At 69.0% G+C, this 22,777-nt stretch carries 21 protein-coding genes and 2 tRNA genes; 10 read left to right on the top strand and 13 right to left on the bottom strand.

Annotated elements, in window-relative coordinates:
- Positions 1 to 156: 156 nt before the first annotated feature.
- From BN1193_RS08190 to BN1193_RS08175, 4 genes are read right to left on the bottom strand one after another with little or no spacing between them, the layout of a single operon-like run.
- Positions 157 to 1,698, bottom strand: coding sequence for an ATP-binding cassette domain-containing protein (locus BN1193_RS08190; protein WP_040165382.1), 1,542 nt, complete (start codon positions 1,696 to 1,698; stop codon positions 157 to 159).
- Positions 1,695 to 2,504, bottom strand: coding sequence for an ABC transporter permease (locus tag BN1193_RS08185; protein WP_040165380.1), 810 nt, complete (start codon positions 2,502 to 2,504; stop codon positions 1,695 to 1,697). Before BN1193_RS08185 ends, BN1193_RS08190 begins: the two co-directional genes overlap by 4 nt.
- Entirely contained in the window at positions 2,501 to 3,448 is a 948-nt protein-coding gene (locus BN1193_RS08180; RefSeq protein ID WP_230206450.1) for an ABC transporter permease, read from the bottom strand. Before BN1193_RS08180 ends, BN1193_RS08185 begins: the two co-directional genes overlap by 4 nt.
- A 16-nt stretch (positions 3,449 to 3,464) precedes the next feature.
- Complete coding sequence (locus tag BN1193_RS08175; protein WP_040165379.1) at positions 3,465 to 5,090, bottom strand: ABC transporter substrate-binding protein; 1,626 nt, start codon at positions 5,088 to 5,090, stop codon at positions 3,465 to 3,467.
- Positions 5,091 to 5,220: 130 nt separating this feature from the next.
- Between BN1193_RS08175 and BN1193_RS08170 the strand changes: the two genes are divergently transcribed.
- The 3 genes from BN1193_RS08170 to BN1193_RS08160 all read left to right on the top strand — a co-directional run bounded on the left by BN1193_RS08170 (position 5,221) and on the right by BN1193_RS08160 (position 8,777).
- The gene (locus BN1193_RS08170; RefSeq protein ID WP_141396653.1) at positions 5,221 to 5,880 is read left to right on the top strand and encodes a pentapeptide repeat-containing protein; all 660 of its coding nucleotides are present in this window, start codon (positions 5,221 to 5,223) and stop codon (positions 5,878 to 5,880) included.
- An 85-nt stretch (positions 5,881 to 5,965) separates the two neighbouring features.
- Complete coding sequence (gene valS / locus BN1193_RS08165) at positions 5,966 to 8,560, top strand: valine--tRNA ligase (protein ID WP_040165377.1); 2,595 nt, start codon at positions 5,966 to 5,968, stop codon at positions 8,558 to 8,560.
- A gap of 1 nt (position 8,561) precedes the next feature.
- Complete coding sequence (locus BN1193_RS08160) at positions 8,562 to 8,777, top strand: hypothetical protein (protein WP_040165375.1); 216 nt, start codon at positions 8,562 to 8,564, stop codon at positions 8,775 to 8,777.
- Between the two features lie 66 nt (positions 8,778 to 8,843).
- Here BN1193_RS08160 and BN1193_RS08155 read toward each other — a convergent pair whose 3' ends face one another.
- Both BN1193_RS08155 and BN1193_RS08150 read right to left on the bottom strand, forming a co-directional pair.
- Positions 8,844 to 9,041, bottom strand: a complete 198-nt coding sequence (locus BN1193_RS08155; RefSeq protein ID WP_040165373.1) for a hypothetical protein — start codon at positions 9,039 to 9,041, stop codon at positions 8,844 to 8,846.
- Positions 9,038 to 9,640, bottom strand: coding sequence for an ArsR/SmtB family transcription factor (locus BN1193_RS08150; RefSeq protein WP_040165370.1), 603 nt, complete (start codon positions 9,638 to 9,640; stop codon positions 9,038 to 9,040). The genes BN1193_RS08155 and BN1193_RS08150 overlap by 4 nt, the downstream gene beginning before the upstream one ends.
- A 110-nt stretch (positions 9,641 to 9,750) precedes the next feature.
- On the opposite strand from BN1193_RS08150, the gene BN1193_RS08145 reads away from it, so the two are divergent.
- On the top strand, positions 9,751 to 11,796 hold the full coding sequence (locus tag BN1193_RS08145) for a M3 family metallopeptidase (RefSeq protein ID WP_052460559.1): 2,046 nt from the start codon (positions 9,751 to 9,753) through the stop codon (positions 11,794 to 11,796).
- 32 nt (positions 11,797 to 11,828) lie between these two features.
- Here BN1193_RS08145 and BN1193_RS08140 read toward each other — a convergent pair whose 3' ends face one another.
- Positions 11,829 to 13,304, bottom strand: coding sequence for an HNH endonuclease signature motif containing protein (locus tag BN1193_RS08140; RefSeq protein WP_195907833.1), 1,476 nt, complete (start codon positions 13,302 to 13,304; stop codon positions 11,829 to 11,831).
- A gap of 431 nt (positions 13,305 to 13,735) precedes the next feature.
- Between BN1193_RS08140 and BN1193_RS08135 the strand changes: the two genes are divergently transcribed.
- Complete coding sequence (locus BN1193_RS08135) at positions 13,736 to 14,092, top strand: GyrI-like domain-containing protein (RefSeq protein ID WP_052460558.1); 357 nt, start codon at positions 13,736 to 13,738, stop codon at positions 14,090 to 14,092.
- A gap of 4 nt (positions 14,093 to 14,096) precedes the next feature.
- Here BN1193_RS08135 and clpX read toward each other — a convergent pair whose 3' ends face one another.
- The 6 genes from clpX to BN1193_RS08105 form a co-directional block, all read right to left on the bottom strand.
- Entirely contained in the window at positions 14,097 to 15,365 is a 1,269-nt protein-coding gene (clpX, locus tag BN1193_RS08130; protein ID WP_040165367.1) for an ATP-dependent Clp protease ATP-binding subunit ClpX, read from the bottom strand.
- A 112-nt stretch (positions 15,366 to 15,477) separates the two neighbouring features.
- Entirely contained in the window at positions 15,478 to 16,146 is a 669-nt protein-coding gene (locus tag BN1193_RS08125; protein ID WP_040165365.1) for an ATP-dependent Clp protease proteolytic subunit, read from the bottom strand.
- Positions 16,147 to 16,169: 23 nt separating this feature from the next.
- On the bottom strand, positions 16,170 to 16,754 hold the full coding sequence (locus BN1193_RS08120) for an ATP-dependent Clp protease proteolytic subunit (RefSeq protein ID WP_040165364.1): 585 nt from the start codon (positions 16,752 to 16,754) through the stop codon (positions 16,170 to 16,172).
- 94 nt (positions 16,755 to 16,848) lie between these two features.
- Positions 16,849 to 17,364 carry a tetratricopeptide repeat protein gene (locus BN1193_RS08115; RefSeq protein WP_040165362.1) on the bottom strand — a complete coding sequence of 172 codons (516 nt, stop codon included), beginning with the start codon at positions 17,362 to 17,364 and terminating at the stop codon, positions 16,849 to 16,851.
- A gap of 64 nt (positions 17,365 to 17,428) precedes the next feature.
- Entirely contained in the window at positions 17,429 to 18,931 is a 1,503-nt protein-coding gene (gene tig / locus BN1193_RS08110; RefSeq protein WP_040165360.1) for a trigger factor, read from the bottom strand.
- Positions 18,932 to 18,992: 61 nt separating this feature from the next.
- Positions 18,993 to 19,069, bottom strand: a tRNA-Pro gene (locus tag BN1193_RS08105).
- Positions 19,070 to 19,209: 140 nt separating this feature from the next.
- On the opposite strand from BN1193_RS08105, the gene BN1193_RS08100 reads away from it, so the two are divergent.
- The 5 genes from BN1193_RS08100 to BN1193_RS08080 all read left to right on the top strand — a co-directional run bounded on the left by BN1193_RS08100 (position 19,210) and on the right by BN1193_RS08080 (position 22,738).
- Positions 19,210 to 19,283, top strand: a tRNA-Gly gene (locus BN1193_RS08100).
- A 115-nt stretch (positions 19,284 to 19,398) separates the two neighbouring features.
- Positions 19,399 to 20,142: an SDR family NAD(P)-dependent oxidoreductase gene (locus BN1193_RS08095; RefSeq protein WP_040165359.1), complete on the top strand. Its 744-nt coding sequence runs from the start codon at positions 19,399 to 19,401 to the stop codon at positions 20,140 to 20,142.
- A 121-nt stretch (positions 20,143 to 20,263) separates the two neighbouring features.
- Positions 20,264 to 21,061: an ABC transporter substrate-binding protein gene (locus tag BN1193_RS08090; RefSeq protein ID WP_040165357.1), complete on the top strand. Its 798-nt coding sequence runs from the start codon at positions 20,264 to 20,266 to the stop codon at positions 21,059 to 21,061.
- Between the two features lie 64 nt (positions 21,062 to 21,125).
- Positions 21,126 to 21,950, top strand: a complete 825-nt coding sequence (locus tag BN1193_RS08085; RefSeq protein ID WP_052460557.1) for an amino acid ABC transporter permease — start codon at positions 21,126 to 21,128, stop codon at positions 21,948 to 21,950.
- The gene (locus BN1193_RS08080; RefSeq protein WP_040165355.1) at positions 21,947 to 22,738 is read left to right on the top strand and encodes an amino acid ABC transporter ATP-binding protein; all 792 of its coding nucleotides are present in this window, start codon (positions 21,947 to 21,949) and stop codon (positions 22,736 to 22,738) included. Before BN1193_RS08085 ends, BN1193_RS08080 begins: the two co-directional genes overlap by 4 nt.
- The last annotated feature ends 39 nt before the right edge of the window (positions 22,739 to 22,777 follow it).

Raw genomic sequence — 22,777 nt, 5'->3', positions numbered from 1 at the left:
CGGACGGCCACTTCGTACTTCGGCTGTGACGGGCCTGCCCCGCTCGGTTCTACTGCGGCCGCGGCCGGTTCTTCCGAGTGCTCCCCGGTGATGCCGGATCAATGCGCGTGGGTTCATCGTACCGCGTCGGACCGCCCCTTTCGCCCGACACAGGCATCAGGTTCGGGAGGCGGCGGCAGCCAGGAGTTCGCGGGTGAACGCGTGCTGCGGTGCGGCGAACACCTCCGCGGTGGGGCCCCTCTCGATCACCGCGCCGCCGCGCATCACCACCACCTCGTCCGCGAGTTGGCCGACCACGCGGAGATCGTGGGAGATGAGGACCATCGCCAGGCCCTCGTCCCGCAGCCGCTCCAACAGGGTGAGGATGCGCGCACCGACGGACACGTCCAGAGCCGACAGCGGCTCATCCAGCACGAGCACACGCGGTCCGGTGGCGAGAGCGCGGGCGATCGCCGCGCGCTGCAGCTGCCCGCCGGACACGGCACGGGGGCGTCGGTCCAGGACCGCCGCGTCCAGTTCCACGCGAGCGGCGAGCTCTGCGATCCGGCCCGCGCGTTCGCCGCGCGGCACACCGACGGACGCCAGGGCCTCGGCGAGCGAACGCCGCAGGGTCCACGTCGGATTGAACGCCGCGCGCGGATTCTGCGACACCAGCTGCACGCCGCGCCGGCGTGCACGCCGCCGTCGTTCGGGCAGCGGGTTCCAGAGCTCACCGTCCAGCCGCACCTCGCCGGCGTCCACGGTGTCCGCGCCGAGCAGGAGGCGCGCCAGAGTGGTCTTGCCGGAGCCGGACTCCCCCACCACGCCGAGCATCGACCCCGGACGGACGTCGACCGACACCGCGTCGACCGCGATGCGATCGCCGAATCGGCGGGTGACCGCCGCGGCGGAGAGGACGGGAACCGCTGCGGTGACGGCGCGCGACGTCGGCGCCGTGCGGCGGGCGGCGTCCAACAGTTCGCGTGTGTACGGATGCTCGGGCTCGGTCAGCATCCGCGCCACCGGACCCGATTCGAGGATGCGGCCGTCCCGCATCACCGCGATGCGATCGGCGATGAGGGACACGGCGGCGAGGTCATGGCTGACCACGAGCACCGCCCGCCCGCCGTCAGCGAGGGAACGCACCAGGGCGAGCACGCGGCGCTGCACCGTCGCGTCCAGCGCTGTGGTGGGCTCGTCCATCAGCAGCACCGGTGGGTCCGCGGCCAGCGCGGTGGCGATCACCGCACGCTGGCGGAGTCCACCGGAGAGTTCGTGCGGACGTTGGCGCGCGCGGACCGCGGGTTCCGGCATTCCGACGTCGGTCAGCAGGGCTTGGACGCGCCCCGCGCGGTCCGCCCGCGTCAGGGTCGTGTGCACCACCAGGGGCTCGGCGACTTCGGCACCGACCCGACGCACCGGATCGAGCGCACCGAGCGCATCCTGCATGACCAGTCCCGCCCGCGCACCGCGGACGGTGCGCCAGCGCCGTTCGTTCGCCGCACGCAGGTCGACGCCGTCGACGGCCAGCTCCTGCGCGGACACCGCCGCGTCGGTCGGGGCCATCCCGAGCAGGGACCGCAGCAGGAGGCTCTTGCCGGCACCGGACTCGCCGACCAGGGCCAGCACCTCCCCCGGCGCGACGGCGAGCGACACGCTGTCGATCAGCGTCCGCTCACCGAGGCGCAGCGTCAGGTTCCGAACCGCGATCCCGCTCATGCGGTCGCCTCCATCCGAGCACGCAACGCCCGCCCGAGCAGGCTCGTCGCCAGCACGGTGAGCGTGATCGCGAGGCCGGGAAACAGCGTGATCCACCACGCACGACCCAGGACGTTGCGTCCACCGGACAGGATGAGCCCCCACTCCGGCGTCGGCTCACCCACGCCGAGACCGAGGAAGCTCAGTCCGGCGACCGCGAGAATGCTCGTTCCGATGCCGAGGGTCGCGAGTACGCTGAGCCGGCGCAGCACGCCGGGCAGCACATGGCGGGCGACGACGGTCACCGACCTCAGCCCGAGCAGCCGCGCCGCCTCGACGTGGTCCTGAGCCCGCAACGTGTGGGTGTGGGCCCGCGCGTACCGGATGTACACCGGCGTCACGGCGATCGTGACGGCCAGCGCGACGTTGGTGGCGCCGGGTCCGATCAGGGCGACGACGACCAGGGCGATGAGGAATTCGGGAACCGCCAGGAGGACATCGACCAGGCGCATGGCCACGGCGTCCACGATCCGCGGCGCGACGCCGACCAGCGTTCCGAGCAGGGTCCCGGCGACGAGCGCGATCGCGGTCGCGAGCACACCCACCCCCAGGGACTGACGCGTGCCGTGGACGACGCGCGCGAACACGTCCCGCCCACTCTGGTCGGTGCCGAAGGGATGGTCGGCCGTCGGCGGGAGAAGCGCGGCGCTCACGTCCGTCTGCAAGGGGTCGGCGGGCGTGAGGAGGCCCGGCCACAGCGCGGCCACCACGAAGACGCCGAGCAGAAGCGCCGCGAGGACCAGAAGAGCGCGTCGGAGGATCGTCATCGTGACCTCCCGACGGACCGCCGTGGATCCAGCATCGGGACCACGAGGTCGGACAGGAGCGAGACCACCACGAACACGAGGGTGGACAGGAGCAGGACACCGGAGATGACCGGCAGGTCGCGGTCCAGGATGGCGGTCAGGGTCACGCGACCGAGGCCGGGACGAGCGAAGACCGTCTCCACGACGACCGCTCCGCCCAGGAGCGAGCCCACGAGATAGGCCGCCATCGGCACGGTGCCGAGCAGGGCGTGCCGGGCGGTGTGGTGCGTCAGCAGACGCGTCGGTCCCACTCCTCGTCCGCGCACCGACTCCACGAACGGTTCCCGTTCCGCTGATTCCACGCCGTCGCGGAACACCTGACCGAGGAGCGCCGCGGTGGGCAGAGCCAGGGTCACGGCAGGCAGCACGAGAGCGGCGCCACCGCGCCCGGAGACCGGAAACCAGCCGAGCCCGAACGCGAACACCGCCAGCAGGATCAGTCCGATCCAGAACACGGGCATCGCGACGACGACCTGCTCCAGCCCGGCCAGGATCACGCGCGGCGTCCGCCACCGTCCCAGTGCTGCACCGATCGTCGCCAGGACCAGGGCGAGCAGCAGCGCGAGGGCGGCCAGCTGCACCGTCGGACCGAGTTGGGCGGCGAGGATCTCGGCGACCGGTTTGCGCAGCTGATACGACTCGCCGAGATCTCCGCGCAGGAGACCGCCCAGGTAGTCCAGGTACTGCGTCAGCACCGGACGGTCCAGTCCGAGCTGACGGCGGATCACCTCGCGCGTGTTCTCACTGACCTGAGCGGTCGGCCCGAGCATCACGCCCACCGGATCACCGGGCAGCACTCGCATCACGGCGAACACCAGCGTCGCCGCCGCCCACAGCACCGCGACACCGGTGGCGAGCAGTGACGCCGCCCGCAGCAGGACGCGCCTCGTCGTCACCGCGCGCACGGCGCCTCCTTCAGACTCAGAGCGAGACGTCGTAGAACAGCGGACGTCCGTACAGATCGTACGAGAGGCCGTGCACGGCGCTGTCCCGAGCGGTGATCAGTCCGGGCACGTACAGCGGCACGATCGCGACGTGCTTCGCGTTCCACTGCTGCAGAGCGGTGTACGCCTCGGTCCGCTTGGCGGGGTCGGTCGACTCCTTGCCCTGTGACACCCAGGCGTCCACCTGCGGGTCAGATACCTGCGAGGCGTTCTGGAAGCCGTCCGTGGCGAGGTGACTGCGCAGCAGGTCCGGGTCCACGCCGGAGAAGCCCCAGTCGGTGAGGTCGAAGTTCTTCGGACCGTACTTCTCGTTGTAGGCGGCCGGCTCGAGCACCTCGCGCTTGACCTCGAAGCCGATCTTCTTCAGATCCGACTGGATCGCATTGGCCAACGCGGTGCGGTCATCCGGAACCGGCGTCCAGGCGATCCAGGTCGCGGACAGCCGCTCGCCGCCCTTCGTCCGGTAGCCGTCAGTATCGCGTCCGGTCCATCCGGCCTCGTCCAGGAGCGCGTTCGCCGCGTCCGGGTCGAACGCCCCGGTGCCCTTCAAGCTCTTGTCATAGTCCGGCGTCGTCGGCCCGAGGATGGACCAGGCACGCGCGAACTGCCCGTAGAAGATCGAGTCGACGGCAGGATCCAGGTCGATGCCGAGCTGGAACGCCTGCCGGACCTTCTCGTCCGCGAAGACACCGTGCTTCTCGTTGAGGTAGAGCGAGTACGGCAGGCCGGGGTAGTCCTTCACGTCGACGGTGAGGTCCTTGTTCAGCTCGGACACGCTGCTCGGCGGCAGCTGGCTGGCGAGTTGCGCTTCCCCGCTGTTGACCATGCCCGCACGAACGGACGGCTCCGGCACGATCTCCACTCGCAGGGTCTTCAGCTTGGGCGCCTTCTGGCCCTGCGGGCCCCACGCGTAGTCGTCATTGCGGGTGTAGACGATCTCGTGGCCGGGCGTGTAGTCGGTCAGCACGAACGGTCCTGTTCCGACGTTGAGGTCCGGGCCGCCGGCTTTCAGCTCGTCACTGTGCGCGGCGAGGACCTTCGGCGCGTAGAACCCGAGGTTCGCGGTGCTCGCCGCCTGCAGGAACGGCGCGTACGGCTGGGCGAAGTCGACGCGCACGGTGTACTCGTCCACCACGGTCGTGCCGGCATAGTCCTCGCCACCGAGCATGCTCGCCGCCTGCGCCGACCCCGTCTTGGGGTCGATGATGCGGTCGAAGTTCGCCTTGACGGCGGCGGCGTTGAACGGCTCGCCGTCGGTGAACGTGACGTCGTCCCGCAGAGTGAACGTGTAGCTCTTCGCGTCGTCGGAGGCGGTCCACTTCTTCGCGAGCCACGGCGAGAACGTGCCGTCCGCGTTCTGGAACACCAACGAGTCCAGCACGACGCGCTGCACCATGCCGGACACGTCCAGCTGGCTCGTCTGCGGGTCCATGTGCCCGGCCTCGAGGTTGGCGCCCTCGATCGCCCACACCAGTTTCGCGTCGGCGGATCCGTTCTCGGACTCGGCGGAGGAAGCGCCGGCGCAGGCGGACAGGGTGAGGGCACTGGCCGCGGCGATCGCCGCGGCGGTGAGCAGGCGCGCGAAGCGAGCGCGTGAGGACATGGCGGGAAACCTCTCGGGGAACGGGAAGATTCCCAGGATATCTCCCATCCGCCGTTGTTGGACGCCATGCAACAACGAATGACGCCGGTGCGCGCGACTCGTCCTCGGCGGCGTCCCGTAGCGTTGCGGGATGGCCTCCCGAACTCGCCCGCTGCGCGCTCCTCTTCGCTCCCTGCCGGACCTTCCGGATGTGTTCATCGACGCGACGGTCATCACGCCCGGGGACGACCTGGGCGGCCGCCGGTGGGGAGGTCTCCCGGACGTGGTCGACGCCCCGCGCGCGACCCTGGAGGAGTGCGTGCTGGACGGCGTGCGCTGCGATGACCTCGTCCTGGCGCACGGGGCGCTGCGCGATGTCGAACTGCGCGACGTCCGCGTCACCCGCCTCGGCCTGCGCGGAGCACGGCTCCGTTCCGTGCGCATCGTCGGAGGCCGGATCGGCACCCTCGATCTCGGCGACGCGACGCTCGATGCGGTCCTGTGCGAAGGCGTGCGCGTGGATTACGTCAGCCTCGGTCGTGCGACGGTGACGGACGTCGAGTTCGACCGCTGCACCGTGACGACGCTGGACGCGCCGGCCGCTCGCCTCACGCGCGTCGCGCTGCCCGGCACGCGGGTCGGCGAACTCGATCTGCGCGACGCCACGCTCACCGACGTCGACCTTCGCGGAGCGGACATCGAGCATCACGTCGACCCGCGGGCGCTGTCCGGTGCCACGATCACCGAGCAGCAGGCCCAGTTCCTCGCTCGAGACCTCGCGGTCGCGATCGGCATCGACGTCCGCGGCTGACACCTCGTGCCGGCCCCGTAGAATGGAAGCCCACACACATTCAGGCACGCTCACACGGTGCCGCACATATCGTCTTGGAGACCCCATGGCCGACGCGCAGATTCCCGACAAGCCCGCCCTCGAAGGTCTCGAGACGAAGTGGTCCGAGCGCTGGGAGGACTCCGGTATCTTCCGCTTCAACCGTGCTGCGGCCGCGGAGTCCGGGCGCTCCGGCGTCTACTCGATCGACACTCCCCCGCCGACGGCGTCCGGCAGCCTGCACATCGGTCACGCGTTCTCGTTCACGCACACCGACGTCAAGGCGCGCTTCGAGCGCATGCGCGGCAAGAACGTGTTCTACCCGATGGGCTGGGACGACAACGGTCTGCCGACCGAGCGCCGCGTGCAGAACTACTACGGCGTGCGCTGCGACCCGTCGCTGCCTTACGTGGCCGACTACACCCCGCCGTTCTCCGGCGGTGAGGGCAAGTCCGTCAAGGCGGCCGACCAGCAGCCGATCAGCCGCCGCAACTTCATCGAGCTGTGCGAGCAGCTGACCGTCGAGGACGAGAAGCAGTTCGAGGCGCTGTTCCGCCAGCTGGGTCTGTCCGTGGACTGGACGCAGACGTACCGCACGATCTCGGACGAGACGATCCGCACGTCCCAGCTCGCGTTCCTGCACAACCTGCACCGCGGTGAGGCCTACCAGGACCTCGCACCCACGCTGTGGGACGTGGACTTCCGCTCCGCGATCGCGCAGGCGGAGCTTGAGGACCGCGACCAGCAGGCCAGCTACCACACCATCGAGTTCCCGCTCGCGGACGGTTCCGGCACGATCGCGATCGACACGACGCGTCCGGAGCTCCTGCCGTCGTGTGTGGCCCTGGTGACGCACCCGGAGGGTCCGCACAAGGACAAGATCGGTCAGAAGGTGCGCACGCCGTTCTTCGACGCGGAGATCGAGATCCACGGTCACCACCTGGCGCAGCCGGACAAGGGCACCGGCGTCGCGATGGTCTGCACGTTCGGTGACGTGACCGACATCGTGTGGTGGCGCGAGCTGCGCACCACCGCCGGCGAGTCCCTGCCGAACCTCACCGCGCTCGGCCTCGACGGGCGCTTCCTGCCGGACGCTCCGGCGTCGGTGAGCGCGGACGCCGCTGCCTGGTACGCGGAGAACATGGCCGGCAAGACCGTGTTCTCCGGCCGGAAGGCGGTCGTGGAGAAGCTGCAGGAGACCGGCGACATGACCGCCGTGTCCAAGCCGTTCACGCACGCCGTGAAGTTCTTCGAGAAGGGCGACCGCCCGCTCGAGATCGTGTCCACCCGCCAGTGGTATCTCCGCAACGGCGCCCGTGATGCGGAGCTGCGCGAGCAGTTGGTCGCTGCCGGCCGCGAAGTCTCCTGGCACCCGGACTTCATGCGCGTCCGGTACGAGAACTGGGTCGGTGGCCTCACCGGCGACTGGCTGGTGTCGCGCCAGCGCTTCTTCGGTGTGCCGATCCCGATCTGGTACGGCCTGGACGAGAACGGCGAGCGCGACTACGACCGCGTGCTGACGCCGGAGGTGTCCGCGCTGCCGATCGATCCCACCACCGACGTTCCGGCCGGTTACACGGCCGAGCAGCGCGGAGTGGCGGGTGGCTTCGACGCCGAGGTGGACATCTTCGACACCTGGGCCACGAGCTCGCTGACCCCGCAGCTGGCCGGCGGGTGGGAGCGGGATGAGGAGCTGTGGAAGCTCGTCGCCCCGTTCGATGTGCGACCGCAGGGACAGGACATCATCCGCACCTGGCTGTTCTCGACGATGCTCCGTTCGCTGCTCGAGGACGACCGTGCACCGTGGACCGACGCCGCCATCTCCGGCTTCATCGTGGACCCGGACCGGAAGAAGATGTCCAAGTCCAAGGGCAATGTGGTCACCCCCGCGGACATCCTGAACCAGCACGGGACCGATGCGGTGCGCTACTGGGCGGCCTCCAGCCGTCTGGGCGCGGACGCGGCGTTCGACCCGCAGAACCCGACGCAGGTGAAGATCGGTCGTCGGCTCGCGATCAAGGTCCTGAACGCGGCGAAGTTCGTGCTGTCCTTCGGCGAGCCGGCCTCCGCCGACGTCACTGAGGCGCTGGACCTGTCGATGCTCGCGACGCTGGACCGCGTGATCGCCGACGCGACCGCGGCGCTGGACGCGTACGACCACGCCCGCGCACTGGAAGTGACCGAATCGTTCTTCTGGACGTTCTGCGATGACTACCTGGAGCTGGTGAAGGAGCGCGCGTACGCCGGAGGAGCCGCGGGCGATTCCGCCGTCACCGCCCTGCGCACCGCGCTGTCCACGCTGCTGCGTCTGCTCGCCCCGGTCGTGACGTTCGCCACCGAGGAGGCGTGGAGCTGGTTCAACGACGGTTCCGTGCACACCGCGGCGTGGCCGACGCCGTCCGACGCGGCCGGCGACCCCGCCGTGTTGACCACGGCTTCGGCGGCGCTGATCGGCGTGCGTCGCGCGAAGACCGAGGCGAAGGCATCGCAGAAGACGCCCGTGTCGCGTGCCGTGATCGCCGCGCCTGCCGAGACGCGGGCAGCGCTCGAGGGCGCGCAGGCGGACCTCGCCGCCGTGGGCCGGATCGCCGAGCTCACCCTCGTGGACGGGCCGGAGCTGGCCGTCGTCGAGATCGAGCTCGCGCCGGTCGCGGAGGCCTGACATGCAGCTCGGAACGCGGTGGGCGGCGGCTGTTCAGCCGCCGGCCACCGTGCCCGCGCAGCTTCATGAGGCGATCGCCGCCGCATCGGCCGACGCGCCCGACGCGCACTGGACGCTCACCTGGTTGGAAGGTCGCCCCATCGCCGAGCTCGACACCGGCATCGAGGTGACCGAGCTGGTGGACGGCACCGTGGTCACTCGGCCCTGGTCGGACTGAGACTCGTCCCGAGGCCGCGTGGGGCGGCCGACCGGTCCGATGACGACGCTGAGCATCCTCTGCCTCTCAGCGTCGAACGCCGTTGAGGACCCACCAGGCGTCCGCGGTCGCCCGGTGAGCGTCGAGGGCGGCAGCGCGACGATCGCGGTGAGTCGCGCGTTCCACCACGCGACGCTCCAGCCACGCAGTGAACGCGAGGACGCCGCGCTCAGCGTGAGTGGCGCCGGGAACCCGCAGCGGGCGGGTGGAGACGATCGCTGTCATGATTCCTCACTCGTGCTCTCCGCGGCGTCCAGGGGGAACAGATCGGCGCGCAGCGAATAGAGGACACCACCGTCTTCGCCGTTCGCCTCCGCGATCTCCTTCGCGCGATCCATCACTGCGGTCAGCTCGCGCGCGATCTGAGCGAACTGCTCCAGGGTCAGTCGGACCGAGGAGGTCATCAGCGTCGCATCCCGGTCCTCGACGGTTCCCCCATGACGGGTCGCGTCCCGGAGGAAGGCGAGGAGGTGATCGTTGCGGGTGCGGAACATCTCCATCATGAGCAGCTCCGCCGTCGCCCGTTCGGACGCGGAGTCGCGGGTGACGGCGAGTTCCATGCGCAGGCCGTCGGGGTTCATCCGCCACCACCGCTCCCGCGCGGTTCCTCGCTCCGCGTCTTCGACGACGAGTTGGTGTTTGGCGAGAGCTCTGAGGTGATAGCTCGTGGCTCCCGACGACTCCCCCACCATCCGCGCCAGCGAGCTGGCCGTCTGCGGCCCGCGCTGGTCGAGCGCGTCGAGGATCTGGAGCCGCAGCGGGTGGGACATCGCGCGCATCGCGGCCGCGGACAGCGTCGCATCCGGTGTCTCGTTCGTGCTCATGGTTGCAAAGTTACCTTTGCAACGTCTCCTTTGCAAATGTTTCTTTGCAACTTGCGATACGCGCGCCCTGTTCCGGCCCCGCGCGCGGACGACGGCAATAGGCTGGCACGATGTCTGACGGCGTCGCTCTGCTCCTGTCCGAATCCACGCTCCCCTTCCAGGTGCCGCCGTACGACCGCATCGCGGTGGACGACTATCTGCCGGCATTCGAGGCCGCGTTCGCCGAGCACCGAGCCGAGGTGAACGCGATCACGCGGGTGCGGTCCATGCCCACGTTCGAGAACACGCTCATCGCCCTGGAGCGCAGCGGATCCGCCCTCCGACGCGTCGCGAACACGTTCTACACCGTGAGTTCCGCGGATTCCACGCCGGAGATCCAGGCGGTCGAGGAGAAGCTGGCGCCGCTGATGGCGGCGCACCTGGACGCGATCACGCTTGACACGTTCCTCTACCAGCGGGTCCGATCGCTCTGGGAGCGGCGGGCGGAGCTCGGTCTGACCGGTGAGGACGCGTACCTCCTGCGGCGTACGTACCAGCGCATGACGCACGCAGGAGCGGGTCTGGACGATGAGGCGAAGGCGCGGCTCACCGCTCTGAACCAGCGACTGTCCACGCTGACCACGACGTTCGAGAAGAATCTGCTCGCCGACACGAACGATCTGGCCGTGCACTTCACGGACCGATCCGAGGTGGACGGCCTGTCCGAGACGGAGCTCGCGGCCGCGCGCCACGCTGCGGCGGAACGCGGTGAGGAAGGGTGGCTGCTCCCGCTGCTCAACTTCACGAATCAGCCCGTGCTCGCCCGGCTCACGAACGCCGACTCGCGGCGGCGCGTGCTCGCCGCCGTCCGCAGCCGTGGCCGGCGGGAGAACGCGAACGACAATCGTCCGGTCGTGCTCGAGATCGTGCGGCTGCGGGCGGAACGGGCACGGCTTCTCGGCTACGACTCGCATGCCGCGTACGTCACGGCGGACGAGACGGCCGGGTCGCCGGACGCCGTGATCGATCTGCTCACCCGCCTCGCCGCTCCCGCGGTGGCCAACGCCCGTGCGGAGGCGGAGAGCCTGCAGGCGATGCTGGACGGGCTGGAGGCTCGCCCCCTCGAGGCGTCCGACTGGGCGTTCCTGACCGAGCGGGTGCGCGCCGAGCGCTACGCGGTCGACACCGATGCGTTGAAGCCCTGGTTCGAGGCCGAGCGCGTGCTGCAGGACGGCGTCTTCCGCGCCGCGTCCGCGCTGTACGGTGTGACGTTCGCCGAGCGCGACGACCTCCCGACGTACCACGAGGGGGTCCGGGTCTTCGAGGTGACGGACGCCGACGGCAGCGCCGTCGGCCTGTACGTCCTGGACCTCTACACGCGGGACACGAAGCGCGGCGGAGCGTGGATGAACCCGATCGTGGAACAGTCCGCGCTGGAGGGCACGCTCCCGGTCGTCGTGAACAACCTCAACGTCACCCGGCCGATCGAGGGCCCGACGCTGCTCAGCCTGGACGAGGTGAACACCCTCTTCCACGAGTTCGGTCACGCCCTGCACGGCCTGTTCGCGCGCACCACCTATCCCTCGTTCTCCGGCACGAACGTCTACCGCGATTTCGTGGAGTTCCCGAGTCAGGTCAACGAGATGTGGGTGATGTGGCCGGAGGTCCTGGCGGAATACGCGGTTCACCACGCGACCGGTGAGCCGCTGGATCCGGCGATCGTGGCCCGCCTGCGCGAGGCCGAGGCCTTCAACCAGGGCTTCCTCACGACGGAGTACCTCGCCGCCGCCTGGCTCGACTTCGCCTGGCACAGCCTCACGGTGGAGGAGGCCGCAGCGGTCACCGACGTCGACGCGTTCCAGACGGAGGCTCTGGCACGCCTGGGCCTCGACATCGACGTCGTCCCACCGCGCTACTCCACCACGTTCTTCGCTCACGTCTTCGCCGGCGGGTACTCCGCGGGCTATTACTCCTACATCTGGAGCGAGGTCCTGGACGCCGACACGGTCGAGTGGTTCACCGACAACGGCGGTCTCACGCGCGAGAACGGCGACCGCTTCCGGCAGCGACTCCTCGGCGTCGGCGGTTCGAAGGACCCCCTGGAGGCCTACCGTGACTTCCGCGGCCGCGACGCCGACATCGCCCCGCTCCTCGCCCGCCGCGGGCTGACGGGCTGACGCGCCGCGGGCAGAGCTCTCCCCCGCACTCATCATCCGGGTGAGATTGCGGGGGCCGGCGGCCGCGTCGATCGCCAGCGACCGGTCGGGTCGATCCAGTGCGGGGCTCGGACTTCGGGAACGCCGCCGGCCATGCGGATCGCCCAGCCGTTGGAGTCAATGAAGCGATGATGGTTCCAGCAGAGCAGAACGCCGTTGTCGATGCTCGTGGTTCCGCCGTCGTGCCACTCGGTGACGTGGTGGACCTCGCACCAGCGAGCCGGCGTGTGGCATCCGGGGATGACGCAGGTGCTGTCGCGCAGGGTGATCGCGCGGCGCTGGTGAGCGTTGAAGGCGCGGTCGATGATCGTCATGGCCAGCACCCGCCCGTCGCTTCCGGTCACCACGCGCTGGATCTGGCCGATGCACGCGGTGTGGGTCGCGACCGACACGGGGACGTGCAGGTCGCCACCGGTCGCGTCGGCGCCCGTGACCCGCGCCCACCCGGTGCCGGTGCTGAGTGCGTCCTCGGTCACGTGGACGACCACGGTGGGCGCGGAGCCACCGAGGACGGGCAGGTCTGAGGCGGCGGCCACACCGAGCGCGGTGGCGAGGGCGTCGTGCGCGCGCTGCGCTGTCGTCCGCTCGTCCCGCATCGGCTCGTCATCCGAGTCGCGGAACCGGACTCCGGCTTCCTTTCCGTGCGGGTTGTTGATGGCGTCGATGATCGTCTGGAGTTGCAGGGCCACCTCCGCCGAGAGACGGCCCTGCAGAGGCACCAGGCCGTCACGCATGGTGCCGAGATACAGGGAACGCATCCGCTGGGCCCGTTCGTCCTGAGGCATCGCACCGTCCTGGTCCAACGCGGCCGCCCACGCCGACGCGTGCACACGGAGAGTGTCGGTCATCGCGGGCGTCGACCGTCGTGTGTGGCTCTCGGTGGCGTCCGGTGCCGGGGCGCCCCAGTCCCCCGCCGTGGCCGCGGCATGCTCGGTGAGGACAAGGTCATCGTCATCCGTTGCGGCGACGTCGGCCAGCGCCTGATCGGCGGCGGCGAGGTGGTCGGCCGGGATCCGATCGCGGATCGCCTCCAGCGGCACCGCCGCGGCGGCAAGCCCATCGGCACCGATCCGGCCCGCAAACAGGGCCTGGCGGAGAGCGGGAAACCGCGCCGCGCGACGTTCGCCCGTCATCGCGAGGTCCTCCCGCACCAGCGAGCCGAGACGGCTCCACTGCTTGATCGTCGTCGGGGCCGCACCGGTGGCCCGTTGCATCAGTTCGTTCACGTTCCGGCACCCGCACGCGATGTCGAACCGCCGGTCACCGGTCGAGCTGGAACGCTGATCCGCCTCCGCGGTCGTCATGATCAGCGCCGCTTGCGTGGTGCGGAGGAGCGCGCCGACCTCGAGCGCGAAGCCGAGGAGGTCCGCTCCGCCGGCGCTCGAGACCGCGTCCTCGTGAAGGGCTTCGGTCAGCGCGGCGATGGCTTCCGCCATCGCGCTCCGTGCCCGCTCCATCGAGGTCCTCATACCCCCGATTTTACCGAGGGCGTGGGACATTCACGAGGGTGGAAAGGCCAGTTCAGTAGATATTTCTCGTGATCGCTTCGGGAATGCAGTGCAGTTTGCGTAGCGCCTCCTGCGGGCCCGGGAACGACCCCAGAATGCGCCCGCCGACACCCCCATCCAGGCCATCCCGACGTCGCGTTGCCCGACGGCTCCACGGGTTTCGAGAGCGGCTCATGACCTCATCTCGCTGACGCTCGCTCCACGACCGGGTCGCGGCAGGCAGCGGACGCGCACGTGCGGAAGGCGGGAGGGTCGAGACCGGAGGCGGGAGATGAGCGCAAGAATCACCACACGCGACCCTGCCGCCTCGGGAACGGGAGAAGCCCGCCCGACCCGAACACGCACTCCACCGTCTTAAGCCGCAGGAAACCCACCATCTCGCGAACGCGACGGTGCTCGCCCAACGTCGTCTTGTCCTCGCCCCTCCACCCGCGCCCCCCGCCGTCGCCGTCTATCGCGGCGACGTCCAGGCGACGTTCGATCTCGAGCTCGGCTACCCGGCTGCGTCGGCTCCCACGAACGCCGTCCCCAGCCCCGCCGGGGTGATCACGACCTCCGCCTTCCCCGCCGGTCCCGCCGCCGTCACCAGCCACGTCGGCTCCTACGAAGGACTCGGCGCCGCCTGGGCCACGCTCGTCGCGGCCGCGGAAGGCACGCCGACGGGCATCTCGATCGAGGCCTACGTGTCGGACCCGCGCACGACGCCCGAGGAGCAGCTGCGCACGGATCTGGTCCTGCCCGTGCGGTGAGGCGTCAGGCGCTCTTGCGCTTCTCGTTCATCACCAGCGTGGGGGCGTCGCCGTCGACGACGGCGCCCTTCGTGATGATGACCTTGCGCACGTCATCCGCGGACGGGATCTCGAACATCACCGGGCCGAGCACGTCCTCGAGGATCGCACGCAGGCCGCGGGCGCCGGTCTTGCGCTCGACGGCGAGGTCGGCGATGGCGCGCAGTGCGTCCTCGTCGAACTCGAGCTCGACGTCGTCCAGCTCGAACATCCGCTGGTACTGCTTGACCAGGGCGTTGCGGGGCTCCGTGAGGATCTCCATGAGCGCGTCCTGATCCAACGGCGATACCGATGCCACGACGGGCAGTCGGCCGATGAACTCGGGAATCAGGCCGAACTTGTGCAGGTCCTCGGGCAGCACCTCGCTGAAGAGGTCCTGAGCCTTGGACTTGTCGTGCAGCGGTGCGCCGAAACCGACCCCGTGCTTGCCGACGCGCGAGGACACGATCTCCTCGAGCCCGGCGAACGCGCCGGCCACGATGAACAGCACGTTCGTCGTGTCGATCTGGATGAACTCCTGGTGCGGGTGCTTGCGGCCACCCTGCGGGGGAACCGATGCGGTCGTCCCCTCCAGGATCTTCAGCAGCGCCTGCTGCACGCCCTCGCCGGACACATCGCGCGTGATCGACGGGTTCTCGGCCTTACGGGCGATCTTGTCGACCTCGTCGATGTAGATGATGCCGGTCTCGGCGCGCTTGACGTCGTAGTCCGCGGCTTGGATGAGCTTGAGCAGGATGTTCTCGACATCCTCCCCGACGTAGCCGGCCTCGGTGAGGGCGGTGGCGTCGGCGACGGCGAACGGCACGTTCAGCCGCTTCGCCAGGGTCTGCGCGAGATAAGTCTTTCCGCACCCGGTCGGACCGATCATCAGAATGTTGCTCTTGGCGATCTCGATCTCATCGGCCTTGGCCTCGGCCGTCTGGATCGTGCCGTGCGCACGGACGCGCTTGTAGTGGTTGTAGACCGCAACGGACAGCGCGCGCTTGGCCTGCAGCTGCCCGACCACGTACTCGTCCAGGAAGGAGAAGATCTCCCGAGGCTTCGGCAGATCGAACTCGGTGATCACGCCGCCGGCGGATTCGGCCAGGCGCTCCTCCATGATCTCGTTGCACAGCTCGACGCACTCGTCGCAGATGTACACGCCGGGACCGGCGATCAACTGCTGGACCTGCTTCTGGCTCTTTCCGCAGAACGAGCACTTGAAGAGGTCGGCACTCTCACCGATACGCGCCATGTCGCCTCCTAGCCTTCGTGTTTCGAGCCTAATCGCACACCCGGACATCCCCGGGTCATCCGCGCCGAAATGACGAATGCCCGACCGAGTCGGCCGGGCATTCGTCAGTGCGTCACTGCGCGATCGCGGGTGCCTGTCGCTTGCGCGAGGTCAGCACCTGGTCGACCAGACCGTACTCCAGCGCCTCCTGGGCGGAGAGGATCTTGTCGCGGTCGATGTCCTTGTTGATCTGCTCGACCGTACGGCCGGTGTGCTTGGCCATCGTCTCCTCGAGCCAGGTGCGCATGCGGAGGATCTCCGCAGCCTGGATCTCGATGTCCGACGCCTGGCCGTGTCCGGCCTCGCCGACGGCCGGCTGGTGCATCAGCACGCGCGCGTTCGGCAGCGCCAGGCGCTTGCCCGGGGTGCCCCCGGCGAGGATCACCGAGGCGGCCGAGGCGGCCTGCCCGAGCACGACGGTCTGGATGTCCGGCGCGACGTACTGCATCGTGTCGTAGATCGCGGTCATCGCGGTGAACGAGCCACCGGGCGAGTTGATGTACATGATGATGTCGCGGTCCGCGTCCTGGCTCTCCAGAACCAGCAGCTGAGCCATCACGTCATCGGCGGACGCGTCGTCCACCTGCACGCCGAGGAAGATCACGCGGTCCTCGAACAGCTTGTTGTACGGGTCCTGCCGCTTGTAGCCGTAGGCCGTGCGCTCCTCGTACTGGGGCAGGATGTACCGGCTCTGCGGCATCATCAGACCGGACTGGGGCGCCGAGAAGTTCGGAGTGTTCATGCGGGTTGTCCTTTTCTCTCGCCTCAGGCCGCGGTTCCGCCGCCGCCGTGGACGTCCGTCGCGTGCTCGCGGATGTGGTCGACGAAGCCGTACTCGAGCGCCTCGTCAGCGGTGAACCAGCGGTCGCGGTCCCCGTCCTCGTTGATCTGCTCGACGGTCTTCCCGGTCTGCCCGGCCGTGATCTCCGCGAGGCGCTTCTTCATCGAGAGGATGAGCTGCGCCTGGGTCTGGATGTCGCTCGCGGTGCCACCGAAGCCACCGTGCGGCTGGTGCAGCAGCACGCGGGCGTTCGGGGTGATGTAGCGCTTGCCCTTGGTGCCGCTGGTCAGCAGCAGCTGCCCCATCGAGGCGGCCATGCCGATGCCCACCGTGACGATGTCGTTCGGAACGAACTGCATCGTGTCGTAGATGGCCATACCGGCCGTGATCGACCCGCCGGGCGAGTTGATGTAGAGGTAGATGTCCTTGTTCGGGTCCTCAGCCGCGAGCAGCAGGATCTTGGCGCAGATCTCGTTGGCGTTCTCGTCGCGGACTTCGGAACCGAGCCAGATGATGCGGTCCTTCAGCAGCCGGTCGAAGACGCTGGTCGCCATGAGGGGTTCAGCCATGAGTGCTCCCGTTTCGTATTGGTGATTCGAATCTACCGGCGCGCAGAATCGCCTCGGCCCCTGTTCGCCGTCGGCATACGCCGTGTCGGCGCGCTCAGTCCCCGACCGGTCGCGCCGGACCGAGAAGCTCCGCCGCATACCCGGTGACGGACCGGGTGTACCGGCTGAGATGCGGGGCGAGCGCGGTCAGCGCCACCGACGCCGCGCGACGCTCGTCGCCGACGGAGGTGAGGGCCAGCGCGTAGAAGGCGGCCGCCTCATCGGCCAGCGGACCGCCACGGCTGGCGTCGTACTCCGCGGCCAGCATCGCCAGGGACTCGTCCACCTTGCCGAGGTTGCGGATCGTGCTGGCGAGCTGGATCACCGCGCGCGTGCGCCGCATCGGATCCAATCCCGCAGCGAGGGCGGCGCGGTACAGCGGCTCGGCCTCCCCCTCGATCCCGGCCGAGTCGCGAGCACCGGCGCGCTCGAACAGCGCGACGGGGTGCTCGTCGCCGAGCTCCGTGGACAGCGCGTCGATCGCCGCGATGCGCGCGGTGTCATCCATTTCCTCGTCCTGCCACACCGCGTCGACGCGGCTCTGCCAGTCCTCGGGCACATTCTCCGTCATGTCATCCCTCCCGGGTACGGCGAAGGGCGGACGACATCCGTCGCCCGCCCTTCGCGGTGAGTGGTTACTCGGCGTCCTTCTTGGCGGCCGGCTTCTTGGCCGGCGCCTTCTTGGCCGGAGCCTTCTCCGCGTCGTCCTTCTTCGCGGCCGGCTTCTTGGCCGGCGCCTTCTTGGCGGCGGGCTTCTCAGCGTCGTCGGCGTCCGCCTTTGCGGCGGCCTTCTTCGCCGGCGCCTTCTTGGCGGGCTTCTCGTCGGCCTCGTCGGCGGCGTCCTCGTCGGCAGTCTCGTCCTCAACGGCGGCGAAGCCGCTGACGTCCACCGGCTTGCCGTCGGTGTCGACGACGGTGACCTTGCCGAGCGCGACGGCGAGAGCCTTGTTGCGGCCGACCTCACCGATCAGCTGCGGCAGCTGGTTGCCCTGCTGGAGGATCTCGACGAACTCCTGCGGAGCCATGCCGTACTGCGCGGCGGACTGGATCAGGTACTGGCTCAGCTCGTCCTGGCTGACCTGCACGTTCACCGATTCGGCGATCTTGTCCAGGATCATCTGCGTGCGGAACTGCTTCTCGCTGGCCTCGGTGACCTCGGCGCGGTGCTCGTCGTCCTCGAGTCGACCCTCCTGCTCCAGGTGCTCGTGCACCTGGTCCTCGACCAGCTGAGCCGGAACGGGGATGTCCGTGGCCTCGATGAGCGCCTCGACGAGCTTGTCGCGCGCGGCCGAGCCCTGCGCGAACGCGCCCTGCTGCTGGACCCGCTCGGCCAGGCTGTCGCGCAGCTCGGCGATGGTGTCGAACTCGCTGGAGATCTGCGCGAACTCGTCGTCAGCCTCGGGCAGCTCGCGCTCCTTGACGGCCTTGACCGTGACGGAGACCTCCGCCTCCTTGCCGGCGTGCTCGCCACCGATGAGCGTGGAGCGGAACGTGGTGTCCTCACCGGCGGTGAGGGACTCGATGGCCTCGTCCGTGCCCTCGAGCAGCTCGCCCGAGCCGACCTCGTAGGACACGCCCTGAGCGCGGTCGATCTCGGCGCCGTCGATCGTGGCGACGAGGTCGAGCTCCACGAAGTCACCCTTCGCAGCCGGACGCTCGACCGTGACGAGCGTGCCGAAGCGGGCGCGCATGTCGTCGAGCTCCTTCTGGATGGCGTCCTCGTCCACGGCGATCGGGTCGACCGTGACGGTGACGTCCTTCAGCTCGGGCAGGTCGAACTCCGGACGGACGTCGACCTCGACGTCGACGACCAGGTCGCCGGAGAAGTCCTTCTCGCTCGGCCACTCGATGATGTCCGCGGACGGACGGCCGACGACGCGCACGTCGTGAGCGGACGCGGCCTCACGGTAGAAGGTGTCCAGGCCCTCGTTGACGGCGTGCTCGATGACCGCGCCGCGCCCGATGCGCTGGTTGATGATCGCGGCGGGGACCTTGCCCTTGCGGAAGCCGGGGATCTGCACGTCCTGAGCGATGTGCTCGTAGGCGTGGTCGATGCTGGGCTTGAGCTCGTCCGGCGTGACCGTGATGTGCAGCTTGACCCGGGTCGGGCTGAGCTTCTCGACGGTGCTGTTCACCATGCTTGTTCGTCTCTTCCTGTTGCGATCCCGCACGTTCGCGGTGCGGATGTCTGGGTGGCCGTGGTCGGGGCGACAGGATTTGAACCTGCGACCTCCCGCTCCCAAAGCGGGCGCTCTACCAAGCTGAGCTACGCCCCGGGATTCCGCGCGCGAACGCGGGCACGAAACGGCCCCCAAGAGTCTAGCCGACGCGTCACCCACCACGGTTCCATCGCCCGACGCGGCGCAGAGCACTCGTTTCGATCCGCTAGAGTTGATCCGTTGCCATGCGCAACAGCGGGGATGTAGCTCAATGGTAGAGCCCCAGTCTTCCAAACTGGCCACGCGGGTTCGATTCCCGTCATCCCCTCCACCTCACGAAGGCCCCGCACTGCGGGGCCTTCGTCGTTTGCGAACCGTGCTCGGTCAGGTTGCGGTCTGTGACGGATGCGGCGTGCACCGTCCGTGCCGGCGGTTAGCGTCGAGGCATGACCGCCACGAGCATCACCCCGGACGTCGCCGAGACCATCGCGTCCGCCGATCAACCTGTCGTCGTCGTGACCGGCGCCTCCAGTGGGATCGGTGCGGAGATCGCGGTGGACCTGTCCGCGGATCGGGTCGTCATCGCGGTGGGACGCGACGAGCGCCGTCTGGACGAGGTCGTCGCGCGCGGTCGTGAGGGCGCGATCATTCCGGTACAGCTCGACCTCGCCGATCTCGAGAGCATCGAGTCGGCGCTCACCGAACTCCCCCGCGTGGACGCGGTGGTGCACGCGGCCGCCCTCCTGCACCACACCACGGCCGAGACGACACCGGACGTCTGGCGCCGCATGCTCGAGGTCAACGTGATCGCGCCGGCCGAACTGACCCGCGTCCTTCTCCCCGCGCTGCGCGACGCGCGCGGAACCATCGTGCTGATCGGCTCCGGTGCGTCCCGCAGGGCCGCCGCGAATCACATCGTGTACGCCGCCACAAAGCACGCGCTCCAGGCGTACGCGGACGGCATCCGGGCGGAGCTGGAGCCGGACGGCGTACGCGTCAGCACCGTCTCCCCCGGCCCAACGGCCACTCGCGGTGCGCTCGGTGCCGAGGATCAGCCGCTGGACGAGGCCGCCGCCCGCATCCGCATCGCACCGGAGACGGTCGCCCGCTCGGTGCGGCACGTCCTGGACGCGCCCGCCGACGCGCAGCTGACCGAGGTCTGGGTCCGTCCGCGCACCGAACTGCGCTGACCCGGCCGCGGCTACTGCATCCCAGGTCTCATTCCCACAACAGGGTGGGGCAGTGACCGCGCCGAAACGCTGTTCCCGGATAGGCTGACCCATCATCCTGACCCGAACAGATGGGGATCCCATGAAGGCTCGTTCCACCCTGCTCGCCACGGCCGTCCTGGCCGCTGTGTCCGCGCTCGCCCTGACCGGTTGCGCCACCGGAACCGACTCCGGCAAGGGCGGTTCGACCGCCTCCGCCGACGCGTCCGGTCTCACGCTGGTCACCGCCGGCACGCTCACCGTCTGCTCGGACATCCCGTACGAGCCGTTCGAGTTCATGAAGGACGACAAGCCCGTCGGCTTCGACATCGACATCGCGCAGGCCGTCGCGGACGACAACAAGCTCGAGCTGAAGGTCGTGGACTCCTCCTTCGAGGCGATCACCTCCGGCGCGTTCAAGGTGGACTGCGACATCGCGGCGTCCTCGATCACCATCACCGACGACCGCAAGAAGAACGTCGACTTCTCCGAGCCCTACTACGACGACGACCTCGCCGTGATCGCGAAGAAGGACTCCGGCATCACGTCGCTGGACACGGCCAAGGGAAAGAACATCGGCGTGCAGACCGGCACCACCGGTGAGGAGTACGCGAAGAAGAACGGCATCGACACCATCGGTTACGAGGACTCGGGCCTGCAGGTGCAGTCACTGATCGCGGGCACCACGGACGCGTCCCTCGGAAACCTCTCCGTGCTCGGCTACGCCATCCGGGACAAGAGCGACTTCGCCGTCGTGGAGAAGATCAGCACGGGTGAGCAGCTCGGAATCGCGGTGCCCAAGGGCAACTCGGAGATGCTCGACGCGGTCAACGCCACGCTGAAGAGCCTCACGGACAGCGGCAAGCTGGACGAGCTCAAGACCAAGTGGTTCGGCAACTGACCCGATGACCCGAGGCCGGTCCGCAATGAGGCGGGCCGGCCTTCGGACGGAAAGGCAACATTTCATGGCTCTGACCACACGCCAACGCCGCGTCACCAGTCAGTCGATCCAGATCACGGTCTTCGTCGCGATCGTGGTCGTGATCCTGCTTCTGGTCAACTGGCCCGTCGTCATCGAGAACTTCTTCAGCTTCGGCAAGGTCAAAGACCTCTTCCGGACCATCTTCTTCCCGGGCCTGGTGAACACCGTTCTGTACACGCTCACCTCGTTCGTGTTCGGTCTCTCCCTCGGTCTCGTCCTGGCGCTCATGAAGACGGCCAGCTTCCCGCCTTACCGCTGGTTCGCGACCGCGTACATCGAGTTCTTCCGGGGATTGCCTGCACTGGTGGTCCTCCTCGCCTTCGGATACGGCGTCCCGATGGCCTTCGGTGCCAAATGGGACTTCTGGGTCACCGTGATGGTCTCCCTCGGGCTCGTCTCCGCCGCCTACATGGCCGAGACGCTGCGGGCCGGCCTCCAGGCCGTTCCGAAGGGCCAGACCGAGGCCGCCCGTTCGCTCGGTATGTCACACGGGCGCGCCCTCAGCTCGATCGTGATTCCGCAAGCCTTCCGGATCGTGCTCCCGCCGCTCACCAACGAACTCATCATGCTGACGAAGGACACCTCGCTGGTGTCGGTGCTCGGGATGGCGACGGTCAACTACGAGCTGACCAAGCTCGGCCGCGATGGTCTGCTCTCCCTCGGCGGCGGCATGACGCCCCTGGTCGTGGTGGGTGTGTTCTACCTCGCGATCACCCTGCCGCTCAGCCTGCTGGCACGCTGGTTCGAGAAGCGGACCGAGCAGGTTTCCCGACCGAAGAAGACGAAGCAGACGGAGGTGGACGCATGAGTGCTCCCGAGACGGCCCCGATCGCCACCGCCGCCGGTGTCCGCATCACCGGGCTCCGCAAGTCCTACGGTGACAACGAGGTGCTCAAGGGCATCGACCTCGAGGTCAACCCCGGTCAGGTGGTGTGCCTGATCGGACCCTCCGGTTCCGGCAAGTCGACGCTGCTGCGCTGCATCAATCTCCTCGAGCAGCCGAACGGGGGCACGATCGAGGTCGCCGGCTTCACCGCCACCGACCCGGACGTCGAGGTCGACGACATGCGCCGGCACGTCGGAATGGTGTTCCAGCAGTTCAATCTGTTCCCGCACCTGACCGTCCTCGGCAACTGCACGGTGTCCCAGCAGAAGGTCCTCAAGCGCTCGAAGGCCGAGGCTCAGGAGGTGGCGCTGCGACAGCTGGCCTCCGTTGGCCTGGCAGAGCTCGCCGGCCGCTTCCCGGGCGAGCTGTCCGGCGGTCAGCAGCAGCGGGTGGCGATCGCTCGCGCGCTGAGCATGGACCCGCAGCTGATGCTGTTCGACGAGCCGACATCGGCGCTGGACCCGGAGACCGTCGGCGATGTGCTGGCGATCATGCGCAAGCTCGCCCAGAAGGGCATGACCATGATCGTGGTCACTCACGAGATGGGCTTCGCTCGGGACGTCGCCGATCACGTCGTCTTCATGGACGGAGGCGTCGTGGTGGAGCAGGGAGTCTCGGCTCAGGTCATCGGGAATCCGCAGAACGTGCGCACGCAGGACTTCCTCCGACGCGTGCTGGACCCGACGCACGTCGAGGTCTACGACGACTGAAACCGCAGAGAAGTCGATGCGCCGTCGCCCCCGCGGGCG

The organism is Microbacterium gorillae, assembly GCF_000826185.2.
Taxonomy (GTDB): domain Bacteria; phylum Actinomycetota; class Actinomycetes; order Actinomycetales; family Microbacteriaceae; genus Microbacterium; species Microbacterium gorillae.
Note: the sequence above shows the minus strand (reverse complement) of the source record. Positions and strands in the feature narration are given on the sequence as shown.